Source organism: Streptomyces sp. NPDC046349 (genome assembly GCF_055587885.1).
Map to the genome: position 1 here is coordinate 241,417 of NZ_JBVJFK010000005.1, position 17,988 is coordinate 259,404.

Below are 17,988 nucleotides of genomic sequence, written 5' to 3' on the forward strand. Positions count from 1 at the left end.
GATCGAGGCCTTCGGGAGGGGTGGCGGCGGATGACCCGCACAGGACGCGGCACGGCACGCGGCACGGGACCCGGCAACGACGCCGCGACGGGGCGCGCCCTGGCGGACGAGCTGCTGGACGGGTGCGCGGCCGCCGCGCCGCCGCCGGGTGCGGCGCCGGACGTCTGGCTCGCCTTCGCGGAGCGGATCCGCGGCCGGGCGCACGGCGGCCGGCGGCTCCCGGTGCCGACTCCCCCGGCGCTGCGGCTCTGCCACCCGCGGGGGTTGATCCGCGAGGCCGCCCTCGCCGAGCCGGACGCCCCCGTGGAACTGGTCGCCGTCCTGACCACCGACTGGGCCGGACCCGTACGGGACCGGGCCCGCGCCCTCATGGAGAGCACGCTCCGCGCCCACCCGGAGGCGACCCTGCGGGCGGTGACCCCGCTCGCGCTGCGGCTCGGGCGGCGCCACCGGGGCGACTGGATCCTGGAGCGGTTCCAGGACGCGCTGCGCCGGCAGGCCGGGGACGCCACGCCGTGGTGGCACCTGCCCGGGCCTGCCACGGCTGCGGTCGGTGCGGCGGCGCCGGACGGCGCGACGGCCGCCGTGCTCGCCGACCTGCTGGACTCCCCCGACCGGCAGACCCGGCAGTTCGCCGTCCGGCTCGCGCTCGCCGGGCCCGGCCGGGCCGACGCCCTGGAGTGCGCCCGGCGGGCGGCCGCCGAACCCGACCCGGCGACGGCCGCGCTCTGGACCGACGCCGCCCTGGCCGCGCCCGGATCCGAGGACGACGCGGTGATCGACGTACTGGCCGGCGCCCGGATCCCCGCCGTGCGCGCCGCCGGGGTCACCGCGCTGCGCCGGGCCGGCCGGGCCGCCGAGGGCGTGTCCCACCTCGCCGACGGCTCCGGGCTCGTCCGTGCGTGCGCCCGCCGGCTGGTCGGCCAGGACGGCGGCGACGCCCACGGGCACTACCGCTGGCTGGTCCGCGATCCCGCCGGGCCGTCCCCGTACGCCGTGGCCGGACTCGCCGAGTGCGGCCGGGAAGAGGACACGAAGCTGCTGCGGGGGCTCGTGGCACACCCCGCGGGCCCGGTCCGGGCCGCCGCGCTGGCCGGGCTGCGGCGACGGCAGGCCGTCGTGGAGGACTCGGTCCTGCTCGCACTGCTGGACGACCCGGCGCCGGCCGTGGCCCGCGAGGCGAGCCTGGCCCTGCTGCCGGTGGTCGGGCGCCTGGACCCCTCGTACCTCGCCGAGCGGCTGGCCGTCCGCGGCCCGCTGCACGTGCGGCGCGCCGCCTTCCGGCTGTTGCTCGCCCGGGGCGGGATCCACGCGCTGCGGGCGGCCGTCGCGCTGATCGACGACTGGCACCCGAGGACGCGTACAACGGCGCGGGCCGTGGTGTGCGCCTGCCCGTGGCACCCGGCCCGGTTCGACGGGGAGGCGGACACGGCGGAACTGGCGGCCCTGCTGAAGCGGTCCGCGAAACTCTTCGACGACTACGGACTGGGACTGCGGCGCAACCGGTTAGAACGGCGAACCTGAACTCCTCAGGCTCACCCCGCCCTTGCGGGCCGATAATCAGCTCATGGGAAAGCTCTACGAACGCATAGACGGCAGGCTGCGCACCTTCATCGAGGAGCAGCCTGTCTTCTTCACCGCGACCGCGCCGCTCTCGGGTGACGGCCACATCAACCTGTCCCCCAAGGGCCGCGCCGGCACCCTCGTCGTCATCGACGAACAGCGGCTCGCCTACCTGGACTTCGGCGGAAGCGGCGCCGAGACCATCGCCCACGTCCGCGAGAACGGCCGGATCACCCTCATGTGGTGCGCCTTCAGCGGGCCCCCGAACATCGTCCGCATCCACGGGGACGGCGAGGCCGTCTTCCGCGACGACCCGCGCTGGCCCGAGCTGATCGGCCTGTTCGGCGAGGCCGACGGGCCCGGCGCACGCGCGATCATCCTGGTGCACGCCCGCCGGATCGCCGACGTGTGCGGGTACGCCGTCCCCCTCATGGAGTACCGGGGCGAGCGCACCCTCCATTCGGAGTACCTCGCCCGCAAGACGGACGAGGAGTTCGCCGAGTACTGCGAGAAGAAGGAACACATCGCCACGAGCCTCGACGGCCTGCCTGCACTGCCCCTGCCCCTCCCTGCCCGTACCGTTTGACATGTGCTGCGTACCGCTCTCGTCACGGGCTCACTGATCGTCACCACCCTGCTCCCGCAAGGGGCCGGGTCTTCGTCGGGGCCCCTGCCCGCCCGTCTCGCCGACACCGGCGGCGGCAGTCAGCTGATCACCGCCGTCGCGCCCGCGCCCGGATCCACGACCGGCCGCCTGACCTGGTGGGACCGGCGGGCCGGGCGCTGGTACGCGGCCGGGAGCGCGCCCGCCCGGTTCGGGGCGGGCGGCCTGACCGAGGGCGCGACCCGTACGCAGGGCACGAGCACCACCCCGGCGGGCCTGTACGAGCTGCCGTACGCCTTCGGGATCCGGCGGGCGCCGGCCGGGACGGAGTACCGCTACCGGCGGGTGACCGCGGACTCCTGGTGGTGCCAGGACAACGCCTCGGCCGCGTACAACCGCTGGGTGGAGCCGCTGCCCGCGGACTGCGCGCCGGGCGAGGCCGAGCACCTGGTCACCTACCAGAAGCAGTACGCGCATGCCCTGCTGATCGCCTTCAACTACGACCGGCCGGTGCGCGGACGGGGCGCCGGAATCTTCCTGCACGTCAACGGCAAGGGCGCGACGGCCGGTTGCGTATCGGTGCCCGAGCGGGACATGCGGGCGATCCTGCGCTGGGCGGACCCGGAGCGGCGGCCGCACATCGCGATCGGCACGCAGGACGGTCCGCTCGCGATCACCCGCTACTAGGAGGGGTGGCCCCGGGCGCGGCGTCGGGCTCGTCCTCGTCGGAGGCCCGGTACTCGTACGCGTCCTCCCACCAGATCTTCTCGTCCGGCCACTCGTCGTCCTCGTCCCCGTCGTCCATGTCCTCCTGGACGACCGTGTCGGCACCGCGCCACCTGTACCACTCGCCGGCGCTCCGCAGCACGAGCATGCGCTGCTCCTCGTCCAGGGCGGTGAAGGCCGGGTGCGGCTCGGCGCGGACCAGGTCTCCCAGCGGGTCGCCGCAGTCCGTCCGTTCCCGGACCTCCCGGTCGGCCCTCTCGGCGAAGGCCAGCGCCACCAGGCCGACGGCGGCCACCACGGCGCAGGCCCACTGCCACGGGCCCTGCGGCCACTCGGCCACCAGCAGCGCGCCCACGACGGTCCAGGACATCATCACGAAGACGATGCCCAGGCAGCCGCAGCAGCCCGGCGACGGGTTCCCCCCGCGGTCCGGCATCCGCGGCAGCTCGGGCAGCAGGGCGTCCTGTTCGCTCCTGTACGCGCCTCTCCGCCGCTGGTATCCCTCGTCGCTCCGGTCGATCCAGCCGATGGACACGGGCTCGGGATCGTGCCGGCGCACGGCCTCCAGCAGGGCGGCGGGCAGCAGGTGGACGGGGGTCCGGGCGGGGTCGCGGCCCTCCTCGGTGAGGAACGCCGCGCCCTCCGCGTCGATGCGGAGGTACCCGCCGAGGACGAGTTCGGCGGCGGCCGCCTCGGTCTCCTCGTTCCGCAACAGGGCGGCGTGGTAAGGCTCCAGGTCGGCCGTGGCGACGAGCCGGAGGATCTCACGGCGGATCCGCGACCGGCGCCGCCACCGCAGACCGATGGCCGCGTACACGGCGACGGCCATGACGGACGCCCATATGGCGAGGACGGGTCGGAGCACGGGCCGAGGCTACGTCGGCGAACGCCGGTCGGGCCACCGGGATTTCCCGGCGCCCCGGACCTCCCCGCCGACGCGTCCCGCTCAGCCCTCCTTCTGCGCCAGCCGCAGGAGGTGGTCGGCGAGAGCCTGGCCGCCCGCCGGGTCCCGGCTGATCAGCATCAGGGTGTCGTCGCCGGCGATCGTGCCGAGGATCTCGCGGAGCTCGGCCTGGTCGATGGCCGAGGCGAGGAACTGCGCCGCGCCCGGCGGGGTGCGCAGGACAACGAGGTTCGCCGAGGCCTCCGCGGAGATCAGCAGCTCCCCGGAGAGGCGCCGCATGCGCTCCTCCTTGGCGGACTCCCCGAGCGGGGCCTGCGGTGTGCGGAAGCCGCCCTCGCTGGGCACGGCGTAAATCAGCTCGCCGCCGGTGTTGCGGATCTTCACCGCGCCCAGCTCGTCGAGGTCGCGGGAGAGCGTCGCCTGGGTGACGCTCAGCCCGTCGTCGGCGAGCAGCTTCGCCAGCTGGCTCTGGGAGCGGACCGGCTGCCGGTTGAGGATGTCCACGATCCGGCGGTGGCGTGCGGTGCGGGTCTGCGGGACGGCCTGCCCGCCGTGCTCGTTGTCCTGCGGCTGGCTCATCGTCGTCTCATTCTCCGGATCCGTCCCCGTTGGCTGCGTCGAGGATGCCGGGCAGCGCCCGGACGAACGCGTCCGCCTCGGCCTCGGTGAGTACGTACGGGGGCATGAGTCGTACGACGTCGGGGGCGGGCGCGTTGACCAGGAAGCCGGCGTCCTGAGCCGCCTGCTGCACCTTGGGTGCGAGCGGCTCGGTCAGCACGATACCCAGCAGCAGTCCGGCGCCGCGGACGTGGGACACCAGCGGGTGCCCCGACGACTCGATGCCCGAGCGCAGCCGCTCTCCCCGCGCCTTGACCCGGTCGAGCAGGCCGTCGGCGGCGATGGTGTCGATGACGGCGAGGCCGGCGGCGCAGGCGACCGGGTTTCCGCCGAAGGTGGTGCCGTGCTGACCCGGCCGGAGCAGGCCGGCGGCGGGCCCGAAGGCGACCACGGCGCCGATGGGGAGGCCGCCGCCGAGCCCCTTCGCCAGGGTGACGATGTCGGGCTCGACGCCCTCGTGGGCCTGGTGCTCGAACCACTGGCCGCAGCGGCCGATGCCGGTCTGGACCTCGTCCAGGACCAGCAGGGCGCCGGTGGCCCGGGTGATCTCGCGGGCGGCCGTCAGGTATCCGGCCGGGGGCACGACGACGCCGTTCTCGCCCTGGATGGGCTCGATGACGACGAGCGCGGTCTCCTCGGTGACGGCGGCCCGCAGGGCCTCGACATCCCCGTACGGGACGTGGGTGACCTCGCCGGGCAGGGGCAGGAAGGGCTCCTGCTTCTTCGGCTGGCCGGTGAGCGCGAGGGCGCCCATGGTCCGGCCGTGGAAGCCGCCGTGGGTGGCGACCATGCGGGTCCGCCCGGTCAGCCGGCCGATCTTGAAGGCGGCCTCGACGGCCTCGGCGCCGGAGTTGCAGAAGAAGACCTCGCCCGGGCGGCCGAAGAGCTGGAGCAGCCGCTCGCCGAGCGCGATGACCGGCTCGGAGGCGAAGAGGTTGGAGACGTGGCCGAGCGTCGAGATCTGCTCGGTCACGGCCGTCACGATCGCCGGGTGGGCGTGGCCCAGGGCGTTGACGGCGATGCCGCCGACGAAGTCGGTGTACTGCTTGCCGTCGGCGTCCCAGACCTGGGCGCCCCGGCCGCGTACGAGGGCGAGGGCGGGCGTGCCGTAGTTGTCGGCCAGCGCGCCCTGCCACCGTGCGCCGTACTCCTGGTTTCCGGTGCCCTTCGTCATGCTGCTCCCCCTGGCGGTAGGTCGGGCACGACCATCGTGCCGATGCCGGAGTCGGTGAAGATCTCCAGCAGGATCGAGTGCGGGATGCGTCCGTCGAGGACGCGGGCGGTGCCGACGCCGCCGCGCACGGCGTGCAGGCAGCCCTCCATCTTGGGCACCATGCCGCTGGACAGCTCGGGCAGCAGCTTCTGCAGCTCGCTGACGGTGAGCCGGCTGATGACCTCGTCGCTGTTCGGCCAGTCGGCGTAGAGGCCCTCCACGTCGGTGAGGACCATCAGCGTCTCGGCGCCGAGGGAGGCGGCGAGGGCCGCGGCGGCCGTGTCGGCGTTGACGTTGTAGACGTGGTGGTCGTCGGCGCTGCGGGCGATGGAGGAGATGACCGGGATCCGGCCGTCGGCCAGCAGCGCCTCGATGGCACCGGTGTCGACGTCGGTGATCTCGCCGACCCGGCCGATGTCGATGAGCTCGCCGTCGATCTCCGGGCTGTGCTTGGTCGCGGTGATGGTGCGGGCGTCCTCGCCGGTCATGCCGACGGCGAGCGGCCCGTGCTGGTTGAGCAGGCCGACCAGCTCGCGCTGGACCTGGCCGGCCAGGACCATCCGTACGACGTCCATGGCCTCCGGGGTCGTCACGCGCAGGCCGGCCTTGAACTCGCTGACCAGGCCCTGCTTGTCGAGCTGGGCGTTGATCTGCGGGCCGCCGCCGTGCACGACGACGGGCTTCAGGCCGGCCTGGTGCAGGAAGACCACGTCCTGGGCGAAGGCTGCCTTGAGGTCCTCGTCGATCATGGCGTTGCCGCCGAACTTGATGACGACGATCTTGCCGTTGTGGCGCCGGAGCCAGGGCAGGGCCTCGATCAGGATCTGCGCCTTGGGCAGAGCCGTGTGCTTGCGGGCGGTGCCGCCGGAGGTGCCGGGCTGCCCGGCCTTCTCGTCGCTCATGAGGAGTAGGCGCTGTTCTCGTGGACGTACTCGGCGGTCAGGTCGTTGGCCCAGATGACGGCCGACTCGCCGCCGGTGGAGAGGTCGGCGGTGATGCGGACCTCCCGGTCCTTCATCGAGACCAGGTCGCGGTCCTCGCCGACCGAGCCGTTCCTGCAGACCCACACGCCGTTGATGGCGACGTTCAGCCGGTCCGGGTCGAAGGCGGCCTTGGTGGTGCCGATCGCGGACAGCACGCGGCCCCAGTTCGGGTCCTCGCCGTGGATGGCGCACTTGAGCAGGTTGTTGCGGGCGATGGAACGGCCGACCTCGACCGCGTCGTCCTCGCTGGCGGCGCCGATGACCTCGATGCGGATGTCCTTGCTGGCGCCCTCGGCGTCGCCGATCAGCTGGCGGGCCAGGTCGTCGCAGACCTTGCGCACAGCGTCGGCGAAGTCGGCGGGGGCGGGGGTCCGGCCGGACGCCCCGGAGGCGAGCAGCAGCACCGTGTCGTTGGTGGACATGCAGCCGTCGGAGTCGACCCGGTCGAAGGTGGTGCGGGTGGCGGAGCGCAGCGCCTCGTCGAGGGCGGCGGCGTCCACGTCGGCGTCGGTGGTGAGGACGACGAGCATGGTGGCCAGTCCCGGGGCGAGCATGCCCGCGCCCTTGGCCATGCCGCCCACCGTCCAGCCGTCCTGGGAGACCGCGGCGGTCTTGTGCACGGTGTCGGTGGTCTTGATGGCGATGGCGGCGGCCTCGCCGCCGTCCTCGGACAGCGCCGCGGCGGCGGTCTCGATGCCGGGGAGCAGCTTGTCCATGGGGAGCAGGACGCCGATCAGGCCGGTGGAGGCGACCGCGATCTCGCCGGCGTTGTGCTCGCCGCCCCGGCCGTGCCCGTTGAGTGTGGCGGCGGCCTTCTCGGCGGTGGCGTGGGTGTCCTGGAAGCCCTTGGAACCGGTGCAGGCGTTGGCGCCGCCGGAGTTGAGGACCACGGCGCTGACGGTGCCGCCGCGCAGGACCTGCTCGGACCAGTGCACGGGCGCGGCTTTGACGCGGTTGGAGGTGAAGACGCCGGCGGCCGCCAGGCGCGGCCCGTTGTTGACCACGAGGGCGAGGTCCGGGTTGCCGTTGGCCTTGATCCCGGCGGCGATGCCCGCCGCCGTGAATCCCTGTGCAGCCGTAACGCTCACGGCGCGACTCCAATCGTGGAAAGCCCGAGCTGCTCGGGCAGCCCGAGGGCGATGTTCATGCTCTGCACCGCACCGCCTGCGGTGCCCTTGGTGAGGTTGTCGATGGCGCTGACGGCGATGATCCGCCGGGCGGACTCGTCGTAGGCGACCTGGACATGGGCGGCGTTGGAGCCGTGGACGGATTTGGTGGACGGCATGCGGCCCTCGGGCAGCAGGTGGACGAAGGGCTCGTCGGCGTAGGCCTTCTCGTAGGCGGCGCGCAGCGATTCCGCCGTGGTGCCGGGCCGGGCCTTGGCCGAGCAGGTGGCGAGGATGCCGCGGGGCATGGGCACGAGGGTCGGCGTGAAGGACACGCAGACGCGCTCACCGGCGAGCGGGCTGAGGTTCTGCACCATCTCGGGCGTGTGGCGGTGGCCGCCGCCGACGCCGTACGGGGTCACGTTGCCCATGACCTCGGCGCCGAGCAGGTGCGGCTTGAGCGCCTTGCCCGCGCCGGAGGTGCCGGTGGCGGCGACGATCACGGCCTCGGGTTCGGCGAGCTGCCCCTGGTAGGCCGGGTAGAGCGCGAGGGAGACGGCGGTGGGGAAGCAGCCGGGGACCGCGATCCGCTTGGCTCCTTCCAGTCCGGCGCGGGCGCCGGGGAGTTCGGGGAGGCCGTAGGGCCAGGTGCCGGCGTGCGGTGCACCGTAGAACCTGTCCCAGTCGGCGGCGTCCTTGAGACGGTGGTCGGCGCCCATGTCGACGACGAGGACGTCGTCGCCGAGCTGGGCGGCGACGGCGGCGGACTGGCCGTGCGGGAGGGCGAGGAAGACGACGTCGTGGCCGGCGAGGGCCTCCTGGGTGGTCGCCTGCAGGGTCCGCCCGGCGAGCGGCACGAGGTGCGGTTGCAGGGAGCCGAGGAGCTGTCCGGCGTTGGAGTTGCCGGTCAGGGCGCCGATCTCCACCTCGGGGTGCGAGAGCAGCAGGCGCAGGACTTCTCCGCCCGCGTACCCGCTCGCTCCGGCCACCGCTACACGTACCACCATCGGACCCTCCTCATCGATGGCATGACTATACGTACCGACGCACGTTTATGCAATGTCGTGGAGCGGCGGTGGAAGGGCCTCGCCGAGGGAAGGGGCGCGGCGCGCACCCTGCGAAAGATGTCTAGCAGGAAAGCACCCGCCGCGGCGGGGATCGCACCGGTGACAGGGCGCCGGAGCCGCGGTGGACCGTGTTGGACCGCCCGGTGCCACTCCGGTGGTCCCGTCGACGAGACGGTCCCCGACCCGCGCGTGCGGCCCGAGCGGATTACGCCGGGGCCTGCAAGCAGAGGTGCCATTGGCCGGGGGAGCCCGTGAGGGTCATCGTCGACAGCGGCCGGACGTCCACGTTCCAGTAGGTCAGCGGGGGCGCCTTCAGGGCGTAGACCAGTGCGGCGCGGACCACCGAGGGCTCCGCCACCGCCACGATCGCGCCGCCGTCGTCGGCCGGCCGCGTGTCGAGCCAGCCGCCGATCCGGGAGATGAAGGCGAGCAGCGACTCCCCGCCGTGCGGGGCGGCCCGCGGGTCGCTGAGCCACAGGTCCACCGCTTCGGGCTCCCGGGCGGTCACCTCGCCGAGGGTGAGCCCCCGCCAGCGGCCCATGTCGCACTCGCGCAGCGCCGGCTGGGCCAGGGGCGCGTACCCGAGGGCCTCGCCGGTGGCCCGGCTGCGCGGGGTCGGCGAGCAGTAGCGCAACTCGGCCGCGCCCAGGGGTACGAGGCCCTGCGCGGCGCACTCCACCGCCCGCCAGCCGACCCCGTCCAGCGGGCGGTCGTCGTCGAAGCGCTCGGCGAGCAGCGAGGAACTACGGGCTGCGGCGACAAGCGAAACCCGAACATGCATGCGGTGATGGTGGGCCGCGCGGGGCGGCGGGTCAAGCGTCCCGGGCAGGCGCCTCCTCCCCCAGCCCCACGCGCACGCGCTGCACGGCCTCCACCAGTTCGCCCGGGCCGGAGACCCCGGCGAAGCTCAGGCGGACGTAGGGAGCGGGTGGTTCGGCGCAGAAGTAGGGGCGGCCGGGGGCCACCGCCACCCCGGCGCGCAGGGCCGTGGCAGCGAACGACGCGTCGTCGCCGCCCCCGGTCATCCTGGCCCACAGCTGATAGCCGCCCGACGGCGGACGGTGCACGGTCAGGCCGGGCAGCTCCCGCCGCAGCGCGCCGGCGAGCACGTCCCGCCGATGGCGCAGTTCGGCGGCCACCATGCGCAGGTGGCGCGGCCAGGCGGGCGCGCCGACCAGCTCCAGCGCCGCCTCCTGGAGCGGCCGGGGCACGAAGAAGCTGTCCACGACCTGGACGGCGCGCAGCCGGTCCACCACCGGGCCGCGGGCGGCCAGCGCGCCGACCCGCAGGCTGGGCGAGGTGGCCTTGGTCAGGGACCTGACGTGCACGACGACCCCGTCCTGGTCCTCGGCGGCCAGGGTCGCGGGCAGCGGCCCGCAGTCGTCGTGCCCGAGGGCGCGGGCGTAGTCGTCCTCGACCACGAAGGCCCCGGCTGCCCGGGCGATCCGCAGCACCTCGGCCCGGCGCGCCGGGGCCAGCACCGCACCGGTCGGGTTCTGGAAAAGCGGCTGGCAGACGAACACGCGCGCCCCGGTCGCTTCGAAGGCGGCGGCCAGCAGTTCCGGCCGGACCCCGTCGGCGTCCACCGGCACGGGCACAGGCCGGCACCCGGAGGCGCGGGCGATGGCCAGCAGCCCGGGGTAGGTCGGGGACTCCACGAGGATCGGCGCCCCGGGCGGGGCCAACGCCCGCAGGGCGGTGGTCAGCGCGCTCTGCCCGCCCGCGGTCACCACGACGTCGGCGGCCCCGACCGCCCCGCCGATCTCGCGGGCGAACCAGTCGCGAAGCTCGGGCAGCCCCTCCATGGGCGGCCTGTCCCAGGCTCCGGGGCGCCGCCCGGCCCGGGCGAGGGCGGCGGCCATGGCCCGCTCGGGCTGGATGGAGGCGTGCAGGTATCCGCTGTTGAGGGGGATGACCGACGGCGGCGGCGCGGCCAGGCAGGCCAGCACGCCGGAGGCGTCCACGGAGCGCGGGACGACGTCGCCGGCCCCCTCGGCGCTGAGCGCGACCTCCTGCCAGGAGGTGTCGCCGGCCGCAGGGAGCCCCGTACGCGGGGCGGCACGGAAGACGCCGGCGCCGGGCCGCGTGACGACGAGGCCCTCGGCGGCGAGCTGCGCGAGCGCCCGGGAAACGGTGACCGGACTGACCCGGAAGCGCTCGACCAGAGCACGACTCGAGGGCAGCTTTCCACCTGTCGAGTAGCGGTTGAGCTCGGACCTCAGAGAATCGGCCAGCTCCGCGACACTGCTACGCTCATACATGACAGGACAGAATAGCGCTACTCTCCCGACCGCGATAGCGGTGAAGAATCCGCTCCTGCGGGGCACGGCCCTCGCCGCGCTCGGCGTCGTCGCCTTCTCGCTGACCTTCCCCGCCACCGCCTGGGGCCTGGAGAGCTTCGGCCCGTGGTCACTGGTGGCCCTGCGCAGCGTCCTGGCCGCCGCAATCGCGGGAGTCTTCCTGCTGGCACGCCGGGTGGCGCCGCCGGCCCGCGAGCACTGGGCGGGCCTCGCCGTCGTCGCCGCCGGGGTGGTCGTCGGCTTCCCCCTGCTGACGACCCTGGCGCTGCGGACCTCCACCACCTCGCACGCCGCTGTCGTCGTCGGCCTCCTGCCGCTGACCACGGCCGCCCTGTCCGCGCTGCGTACCGGCCACCGGCCCCCGCGGGCCTTCTGGGCGGCGGCTGTGGCCGGGGCCGCGGTGGTGCTCGGCTTCACCCTGGCGCAGAGCGGCGGCTCCCTCTCCACCGGCGACGGCTACCTGTTCGCCGCACTGCTGGTGTGCGCGGCCGGGTACACCGAGGGCGGCCGGCTCGCCCGCGTCCTGCCGGGCTGGCAGGTGATCGGCTGGGCCCTCGTGCTGTGCCTGCCCCTCACCGTGGCCGGCTCGGCGCTCGGGCTCATGTACGAGCCGGTGCACCTCACCGCCCACGGCCTGGCCGGGCTGGCCTGGGCGGCGGCCGGCTCCACCTTCCTCGGCCTGTACGTCTGGTACCGCGGCATGGCCGAGATCGGAGCACCCCGGGCCAGCCAGCTCCAGCTCGCGCAGCCGCTGCTGACCCTGGTCTGGTCCGTGGCACTGCTCGGGGAGCACCTCGCCCCCGCCGCACCGGCCGCGGCCTGCGCGGTTCTCATCTGCATTGCGGTGACCCAACGGGTCAAACAGCCACAGAACGACCTAAACTGCTAGCACCGGATCGGAGCGCCACCGAGGAGGTCAGACATGCGAGCTACCGAGGGCGACCAGTTGGTGCAGCACGGCAGGATCGTCGGACAACCCGACAAGGTGGGCGAGATCACCCAGGTGCTCGGCGAGAACGGGACGCCCCCGTACCGGGTCCGCTTCCAGGACGGACACGAAGCGCTGATGGCTCCCGGACCCGACTGCGTCGTCCGCCACCCCGCTGAGCCCGGGCACTGAATTCACCGCGGGGGCACAGCCGAGCCGTAGTGGTCGGCGACCACACGTGCCATCGCCCCGTTGGGGTCCGCGGCCACCTGCTTCGCCGAGAAGTAGACGTGGCCGCGGACCTCCGGGTATCCCCGGGCGAACCGCACGTGCTTCGACAGCTCCGCCGGATCCCGCCAGGCCGCGGTGGGGCTGGCCGCATCGCAGCGGTACAGCGCCTCCCCCACGTACAGGTCCGCCTTCGTGCCCGCGACGGTCCGGGCCCACCAGGGGACGAGCGCCGCGTAGTCGGCCGTCGAGTGCCCGATGTGCCAGTAGGCCTGCGGCACGACGTAGTCGATCCAGCCCTCCCTGACCCATTTGCGGGTGTCCGCGTACAGGTCGTCGTACGCCGCGAGGCCACGGGTCTTCGAGCCGGCCGGGTCCCGGTCGGAGTTGCGCCAGATCCCGAAGGGGCTGATGCCGAACCTGACCGCGGGACGCAGGGCGCGCAGCCGCTGCGACATCTCGCGAACCAGGGTGTCGGTGTTGTTACGGCGCCACGCCGCCCGCGACGCGAAGCCGCCGCCGTACTCGTCGTAGGCGTCGTCGTCGTCGAAGTACTCGCCCTCCACCGGATAGGGGTAGAAGTAGTCGTCCCAGTGCACGGCGTCCAGCGGGTAGCGGGTGACCGCGTCGAGCATGGCCTCCTGAACGAACCGCCGAACCTCGGGCACCCCCGGGTTGTAGTAGAGCTTCCCGCCGTACTCGACCGTCCAGCCGTCCTGCCGCGCCGGGTGCTCGGGCACCAGCCGGTCGAAGTCGGTGTGGTTGGCCACCCGGTACGGGTTGAACCAGGCGTGCAGTTCCAGACCGCGGGCGTGTGCCTCCGCGACGGCCGTACCGAGGGGGTCCCAGCCCGGATCGACGCCCTGCTGTCCCGTCAGCCACTGCGACCAGGGCTCGAAGGGGGACGGCCACAGCGCGTCGGCAGCCGGCCGGACCTGGAGGACCACCGCGTTGAGCCGGCGGCGCACGGCGGTGTCGAGCAGGCCGAGCAGTTCCCTGCGCTGGGCCGCGGCCGACAGCCCGCTGCGCGAGGGCCAGTCCACGTTCGAGACGGACGCGATCCACATCCCCCGGAACTCGGGGCTGCCGGCGCCTCTCCCGGAAAGCCGGCCCGAGCTCCGCGGCGCGGCGAACGCCGCTCCCCCCGTCGCGGCGGCGATCACCGCCGCCGCCCCTGCCAGCAGTGCCCGTCGACCGATGTGCGCCATGTGACCTCTCCGTTTCGCTGAGTGACGATCCGCGGTGTCCGCCCAGCATGCCCGCCCCGGCCCGCCGTGCCCCGCAAGGTCGGGAGTAACGTCGGGGGGCGTGGCGGGCGCCGGAATCACACGGGGGACCCGCCGACGGATGAGCTGCGAAAGGCACGAAGTGACTGACCTCCCTTCCGACATCACACGGGTCGGCGTAGTGGGCTGTGGCCAGATGGGCGCGGGTATCGCCGAGGTGTGCGCCCGAAGCGGCCTTGAGGTCAAGGTCGCCGAGACCACCGGGGAAGCCCTGGAGATCGGCCGTACCCGGCTTCAGAACTCCCTGACCAAGGCCGCCGAGCGCGGCAAGATCACCGAAGAGGAGCGGGACGCCACCCTGGCCCGCCTCACCTTCACCACCGACCTCGGCGAGTTCGCCGACCGCGACCTCGTCATCGAGGCGGTCGTCGAGAACGAGCAGATCAAGACGGAGATCTTCCAGGTCCTCGACCAGGTGATCACCCGCCCGGACGCGATCCTCGCCTCCAACACCTCCTCGATCCCGCTGGTCAAGCTGGCCGTCGCGACCTCGCGGCCCGACCAGGTCATCGGCATCCACTTCTTCAACCCCGCCCCCGTGCAGAAGCTCGTCGAGCTGATCCCGGCGCTGACCACGGGCGAGGAGACGATCAAGCGGGCAGAGGCCCTGGTGCGGGACGTGCTCGGCAAGCACGCGGTCCGCGCCCAGGACCGTTCCGGCTTCGTCGTCAACGCGCTCCTCGTCCCCTACCTGCTGTCCGCGATCCGGATGTTCGAGTCGGGCATCGCGAGCCGCGAGGACATCGACAACGGCATGGAGCTGGGCTGCGCCCACCCGATGGGCCCGCTGAAGCTGTCCGACCTCATCGGTCTGGACACCATCGCCTCGATCGCCGACTCGATGTACGCCGAGTACAAGGAGCCGCTGTACGCCGCTCCCCCGCTGCTCCAGCGGATGGTCGACGCCGGCCGCCTGGGCCGCAAGACGGGCGCGGGCTTCTACCCGTACGGCTGACCGCGCGGCCGGCCGCAGGGGTGGCCCGACCGCTACGGCCGGCCGAGCCGCAGGTGGTGCAGCAGGAGCAGCCCGGCAGCCATGTTGGCGGCCGGGATCTCCCCGTCCGCGATCATGTCCGGCACGAGCTTGAGGGGGACCCACTCGCGGCGCGAGGACTCGAAGTCGTCCTCGGGGTGGCCGGTCCAGGTGGCCCCGTCCGCCCAGTACAGGTGGTGGCGGGCGTCGGTCAGCCCGTTGGACGGCTCGACGGTCATCAGGTGGTGGAGCGGGCCGGGCCGCCAGCCCGACTCCTCCTCCATCTCCCGGGCCGCCGCGGCGGCGATGTCCTCGCCGTCCTCGACGACCCCGGCGGGCAGTTCCCAGCCCCAGCTGTCGGTGATGAAGCGGTGCCGCCAGAGCAGCAGCACCTCGTTGGCCTCGTTGACGGCCGTGGCCACGGCCACCGGGCGCAGCCGGATCACGAAGTGGTCCAGGTGCCGGCCGTCGGGGAGTTCCACGTCGGCGAGATTCACATCGAACCATCGGTTCTTGTACACAGTCTGCTCACTCAGGTTCGTCCACTGCACGGCTGTGCCACCTTCCGTTCGAGTAGGTGGCAAACATGGCAGCAGCTGCCCTGTCACAGCGGAACGCGCAGCGCCCCGTCGATGAGCCGTACGGTCTCCTGCGCGTCCGAACAACCGCTGGTCAGAAGCTGTTGGCGGACCGCCCGCAGCCGATCGCGCAGCCGCAGCGACTCCATGCCGCGGGCCCGCTCGGCCATCTCGGCCGCGCTCGCAGCGGCCCGGTCCGCCTCTCCCTGACGGAGCTGGATCTCGCAGAGCATCGCCAGCCGGTGCACCCGGCCGCGGTCGTGCGCGGGGGTGCCGACGGCAGCGGCCGCCTGGACCCGCGCCGCCTCCAGATCCCCCAGACTGAGCAGTGCCTCAGCGACCTGCACGTTGACGAGGCCGGGCTGGACGTAGCCGGTCTCGTCCGGTTCACTGCCCGGGCGGATCCGCGCGGCGGCCGCCTCGGCGCCGCGGATGCACGCCAGCGCGGCCTGCCCGTCGCCCAGTTGGGCGTACGCCTTGGCCTGCATGGCGTGCAGGTCGGCGGCGAGCGCCGGGGTGGTGTGCCGGCCGGCGGCGCGCAGCGCGGCCTCGGCGAAGGCGACGGCCTGGCGGTATTCCCGCAGGTGCAGGCATTGGTTGACGATCAGGGCGATCACGTACGCGCCGAGCCCCCGGTCCCCGCTCGCCTTGGCCAGGCGCAGCGCCTGGTGGAAGTAGCGCTGCGCCAGCCCGTGCGCGTCCGAGTCGTACGCGCAGATCCCCGCCACCGCGACCAGGGACCCGGTGGCCCGGTGCAGTCGGCGGCCGAGGTCGTCGGGGTAACTCCCGCGCAGCATCGGCGCGGTCTCCGTACCGAGGAAGCGGACGATCCGGTCGCGGGTGGCCATGCCGCCGGTCCGGCGGTACATCAGCTCGTAGTGGGCTCGGGCAGCCTTGAGGATCTCCACGTGCTCGGGACCGATCCGGTGGGGGCCGTCGCGCGAGACGTCGACGTCCTCCGGCGGATTCTCCCATTCCCAGACCGGGATCACGGCCGGGGTGCCGGTGACCGCCTCGGCGGTGAGCAGTTGCGGCCGGGCCTGGCCGTCGGAGCGCCACAGGGCGGCGGCCCGGTCCACGAACCCGCTGAGCGGGGAGGCGTGCAGGGACACCGGGTGGTCCGACACCCCGAGGCCGATGTCGTCCAGTCCGACGGGCCGCCGCAGCCGGCCGCCGAGCACCTCGCAGATCAGGTCGGGGACCTGGCCGCGGGGGCGCTGGCCCTTCAACCACCGTGTCACGGCGGTGTGTTCGTAGCGCAGGGCCAACCCCCGCGTGCGCCCCGCCTGGTTCACGTGGGCGGCGAGCCCGGCGTGGGACATGCCCGCCTCGGCGAGGAGGGCGTCGAGCAGGACATTGGGCTGCATGGGCCGCTCCCGGAGCTCGTCGGTATCAGGCTAGTGGGTGCGCGGTTCACACGGGGTGTGAAGTGAGTACGCGCATAAATGCGATCCGCACTCTGCCGCACGGACCCCTGGAGGCGCTTCACTGAAGACCCTCGCCAAGAGGAGCTCGGGTCGTCGGCTCCCCCTCGAACAGTGCGACGACCCGTCACCGCGCCGCCCGTCCTGCTGTCTGCCCGACACTCCATGGCAGGCGGGCGGCGCCTTCCGGTTCCGTCGGCGTCCGGTTGGTCGCCGGGCTCCGGCAGTGAACCGGACCGGACGTGCGCCGGGCCCATCCACCGGGCCCGGCGTACGTGGTCAGTACCGGTCGTTGCGGAGAACCACCAGGGCGACGTCGTCGCCGAGCCGCCCGCCCGTGTGCCGGAGCAGGGCCGCGTGCACGCCCGCGACCAGCCGCGCGGGCGTGAGCGGTGCCCCAGCCAGGACGCTCCGCAGCGGGAAGAACCGCCCGGCGGGGTCGCGTGCGTCCTCGGCGCCGTCGGTGTGCAGGAACAGCGTCTCCCCGGGCCGGAGTTCACCGCACGGGTGCGCCCGAGGGTGCGGCGGTAACGGAATCACCCCGAGCGGCGGCAGCGTCTCCCCGTCGAGCGGTCTTACGACCGAGGCCGGCCGCGGGGGGCGTTCCCCTGTGCCGGACTCCGGATACAGCCCCGCCCGGGGGTGCCTCCCGGCGGTGAACGGGGACGTTCCAGGCGCGGAGACCGGGGTGGAGCCGCGGCTGCGCGCCGCGCAGGGTTCCGGGGCCGGGCGGATCAGGTACGGCCAGGGATGGCCGCAGTTCAGGGCCGTCAGGGAGTCGTCCGGGCCGATCTGGAGGAGCAGCACGGTCACGAACTCCTCCGCCGCCGGTGAGTCCGGCTCCGCCGGGCAGGCCGACGGGTGCTCGGCCCGGGCGCGGTCCCGTACGTGCCGGCCCAGGGCCCGTTCCATCCGCCGCAGGACGCCGCCGAGCGAGGGCTCGTCGTACGCCGCCTCGCGGAAGGCGCCGAGGACGGCGGCCGCCGCTCCCAGCGCAGGCAGCCCGTGGCCCCGTACGTCCCCGATGACGACCCGGATCCCGTGGGCCGTCGGCACCGCCTCGTACAGGTCGCCGCCCACCGCGGCGCCCCGGCTCGCGGAGAGCTGCGCCGCGGCGAGGGTCAGGCCGGCGATCCGCCCGGGCAGCGGCCGCAGCAGGACGCGCTGCGCAGCGCCCGCGATCTCCTGCGACCGGCGCAGCTCGGCCAGCAGGCCGCGCCGGATGTGCAGGGCGCACCCGGTGGCCAGCAGCAGGAAGGCGGCGCACGTGGCAAGGCTGGGCAGCAGCATGCCTGGGGTGGACAGCTCCCAGGACACCGCGGCGCCGCCCCAGGCCGCGACGCACACCCGGCGCACCCGGGCCATCTCCCCGCGCGTGATCATCCGTAGGACTCCCCTCCGGCCGGATCGATTGTGTCGACCGGACGGCGGCCCCCGACATGGCCCCAGGGGGTTCTCACCCGAATGAGTGAGGGGCGCATCCAGTC

The 17,988-nt window shown here is 73.8% G+C and carries 18 protein-coding genes; 6 read left to right on the forward strand and 12 right to left on the reverse strand.

What is annotated here, in order from left to right; translation table 11 throughout:
• Positions 1-30 precede the first annotated feature (30 nt).
• The 3 genes from ACZ6JS_RS14145 to ACZ6JS_RS14155 are packed head-to-tail and all read left to right on the forward strand — an operon-like array spanning position 31 to position 2,854.
• On the forward strand, positions 31-1,524 hold the full coding sequence (locus ACZ6JS_RS14145; protein WP_469297860.1) for a hypothetical protein: 1,494 nt from the start codon (positions 31-33) through the stop codon (positions 1,522-1,524).
• Positions 1,525-1,567: 43 nt separating this feature from the next.
• Entirely contained in the window at positions 1,568-2,149 is a 582-nt protein-coding gene (locus ACZ6JS_RS14150; protein ID WP_469297861.1) for a pyridoxamine 5'-phosphate oxidase family protein, read from the forward strand.
• A gap of 6 nt (positions 2,150-2,155) precedes the next feature.
• Positions 2,156-2,854, forward strand: coding sequence for a L,D-transpeptidase family protein (locus ACZ6JS_RS14155; RefSeq protein WP_469298115.1), 699 nt, complete (start codon positions 2,156-2,158; stop codon positions 2,852-2,854).
• On the opposite strand, the gene ACZ6JS_RS14160 is transcribed toward ACZ6JS_RS14155, so the two are convergent.
• The 8 genes from ACZ6JS_RS14160 to ACZ6JS_RS14195 all read right to left on the reverse strand — a co-directional run bounded on the left by ACZ6JS_RS14160 (position 2,841) and on the right by ACZ6JS_RS14195 (position 11,045).
• Complete coding sequence (locus ACZ6JS_RS14160; RefSeq protein WP_469297862.1) at positions 2,841-3,758, reverse strand: hypothetical protein; 918 nt, start codon at positions 3,756-3,758, stop codon at positions 2,841-2,843. The two genes, ACZ6JS_RS14155 and ACZ6JS_RS14160, sit on opposite strands and share 14 nt — an antisense overlap.
• Before the next feature lie 81 nt (positions 3,759-3,839).
• Positions 3,840-4,376: an arginine repressor gene (locus ACZ6JS_RS14165; protein WP_030841787.1), complete on the reverse strand. Its 537-nt coding sequence runs from the start codon at positions 4,374-4,376 to the stop codon at positions 3,840-3,842.
• Between the two features lie 7 nt (positions 4,377-4,383).
• A complete protein-coding gene (locus ACZ6JS_RS14170) occupies positions 4,384-5,589 on the reverse strand; it encodes an acetylornithine transaminase (protein ID WP_469297863.1) in 1,206 nt (401 codons plus the stop codon).
• The gene (gene argB, locus ACZ6JS_RS14175; protein WP_469297864.1) at positions 5,586-6,530 is read right to left on the reverse strand and encodes an acetylglutamate kinase; all 945 of its coding nucleotides are present in this window, start codon (positions 6,528-6,530) and stop codon (positions 5,586-5,588) included. The genes ACZ6JS_RS14170 and argB overlap by 4 nt, the downstream gene beginning before the upstream one ends.
• Positions 6,527-7,699, reverse strand: coding sequence for a bifunctional glutamate N-acetyltransferase/amino-acid acetyltransferase ArgJ (gene argJ, locus ACZ6JS_RS14180; RefSeq protein WP_469297865.1), 1,173 nt, complete (start codon positions 7,697-7,699; stop codon positions 6,527-6,529). Before argJ ends, argB begins: the two co-directional genes overlap by 4 nt.
• Positions 7,696-8,724, reverse strand: coding sequence for an N-acetyl-gamma-glutamyl-phosphate reductase (gene argC / locus ACZ6JS_RS14185; RefSeq protein ID WP_469297866.1), 1,029 nt, complete (start codon positions 8,722-8,724; stop codon positions 7,696-7,698). Before argC ends, argJ begins: the two co-directional genes overlap by 4 nt.
• A gap of 265 nt (positions 8,725-8,989) precedes the next feature.
• Complete coding sequence (locus tag ACZ6JS_RS14190) at positions 8,990-9,565, reverse strand: histidine phosphatase family protein (protein WP_469297867.1); 576 nt, start codon at positions 9,563-9,565, stop codon at positions 8,990-8,992.
• Positions 9,566-9,596: 31 nt separating this feature from the next.
• Complete coding sequence (locus tag ACZ6JS_RS14195; protein ID WP_469297868.1) at positions 9,597-11,045, reverse strand: aminotransferase-like domain-containing protein; 1,449 nt, start codon at positions 11,043-11,045, stop codon at positions 9,597-9,599.
• Here ACZ6JS_RS14195 and ACZ6JS_RS14200 point away from each other — a divergent pair.
• Both ACZ6JS_RS14200 and ACZ6JS_RS14205 read left to right on the forward strand, forming a co-directional pair.
• On the forward strand, positions 11,044-11,973 hold the full coding sequence (locus tag ACZ6JS_RS14200) for a DMT family transporter (RefSeq protein WP_469297869.1): 930 nt from the start codon (positions 11,044-11,046) through the stop codon (positions 11,971-11,973). The two genes, ACZ6JS_RS14195 and ACZ6JS_RS14200, sit on opposite strands and share 2 nt — an antisense overlap.
• A gap of 33 nt (positions 11,974-12,006) precedes the next feature.
• Positions 12,007-12,204: a DUF1918 domain-containing protein gene (locus tag ACZ6JS_RS14205; protein ID WP_030841812.1), complete on the forward strand. Its 198-nt coding sequence runs from the start codon at positions 12,007-12,009 to the stop codon at positions 12,202-12,204.
• 2 nt (positions 12,205-12,206) lie between these two features.
• Here ACZ6JS_RS14205 and ACZ6JS_RS14210 read toward each other — a convergent pair whose 3' ends face one another.
• The gene (locus tag ACZ6JS_RS14210) at positions 12,207-13,448 is read right to left on the reverse strand and encodes a glycoside hydrolase family 10-like protein (protein WP_469297870.1); all 1,242 of its coding nucleotides are present in this window, start codon (positions 13,446-13,448) and stop codon (positions 12,207-12,209) included.
• A gap of 139 nt (positions 13,449-13,587) precedes the next feature.
• Here ACZ6JS_RS14210 and ACZ6JS_RS14215 point away from each other — a divergent pair, with 139 nt between their 5' ends.
• On the forward strand, positions 13,588-14,481 hold the full coding sequence (locus ACZ6JS_RS14215) for a 3-hydroxybutyryl-CoA dehydrogenase (protein ID WP_469297871.1): 894 nt from the start codon (positions 13,588-13,590) through the stop codon (positions 14,479-14,481).
• Positions 14,482-14,513: 32 nt separating this feature from the next.
• Here ACZ6JS_RS14215 and ACZ6JS_RS14220 read toward each other — a convergent pair whose 3' ends face one another.
• The 3 genes from ACZ6JS_RS14220 to ACZ6JS_RS14230 form a co-directional block, all read right to left on the reverse strand.
• Positions 14,514-15,050 carry an NUDIX hydrolase gene (locus ACZ6JS_RS14220; protein WP_469297872.1) on the reverse strand — a complete coding sequence of 179 codons (537 nt, stop codon included), beginning with the start codon at positions 15,048-15,050 and terminating at the stop codon, positions 14,514-14,516.
• 53 nt (positions 15,051-15,103) lie between these two features.
• Entirely contained in the window at positions 15,104-16,444 is a 1,341-nt protein-coding gene (locus ACZ6JS_RS14225; protein WP_469297873.1) for a transcriptional regulator, read from the reverse strand.
• A gap of 336 nt (positions 16,445-16,780) precedes the next feature.
• Positions 16,781-17,884 carry a PP2C family protein-serine/threonine phosphatase gene (locus tag ACZ6JS_RS14230; RefSeq protein WP_469297874.1) on the reverse strand — a complete coding sequence of 368 codons (1,104 nt, stop codon included), beginning with the start codon at positions 17,882-17,884 and terminating at the stop codon, positions 16,781-16,783.
• Positions 17,885-17,988 lie beyond the last annotated feature (104 nt).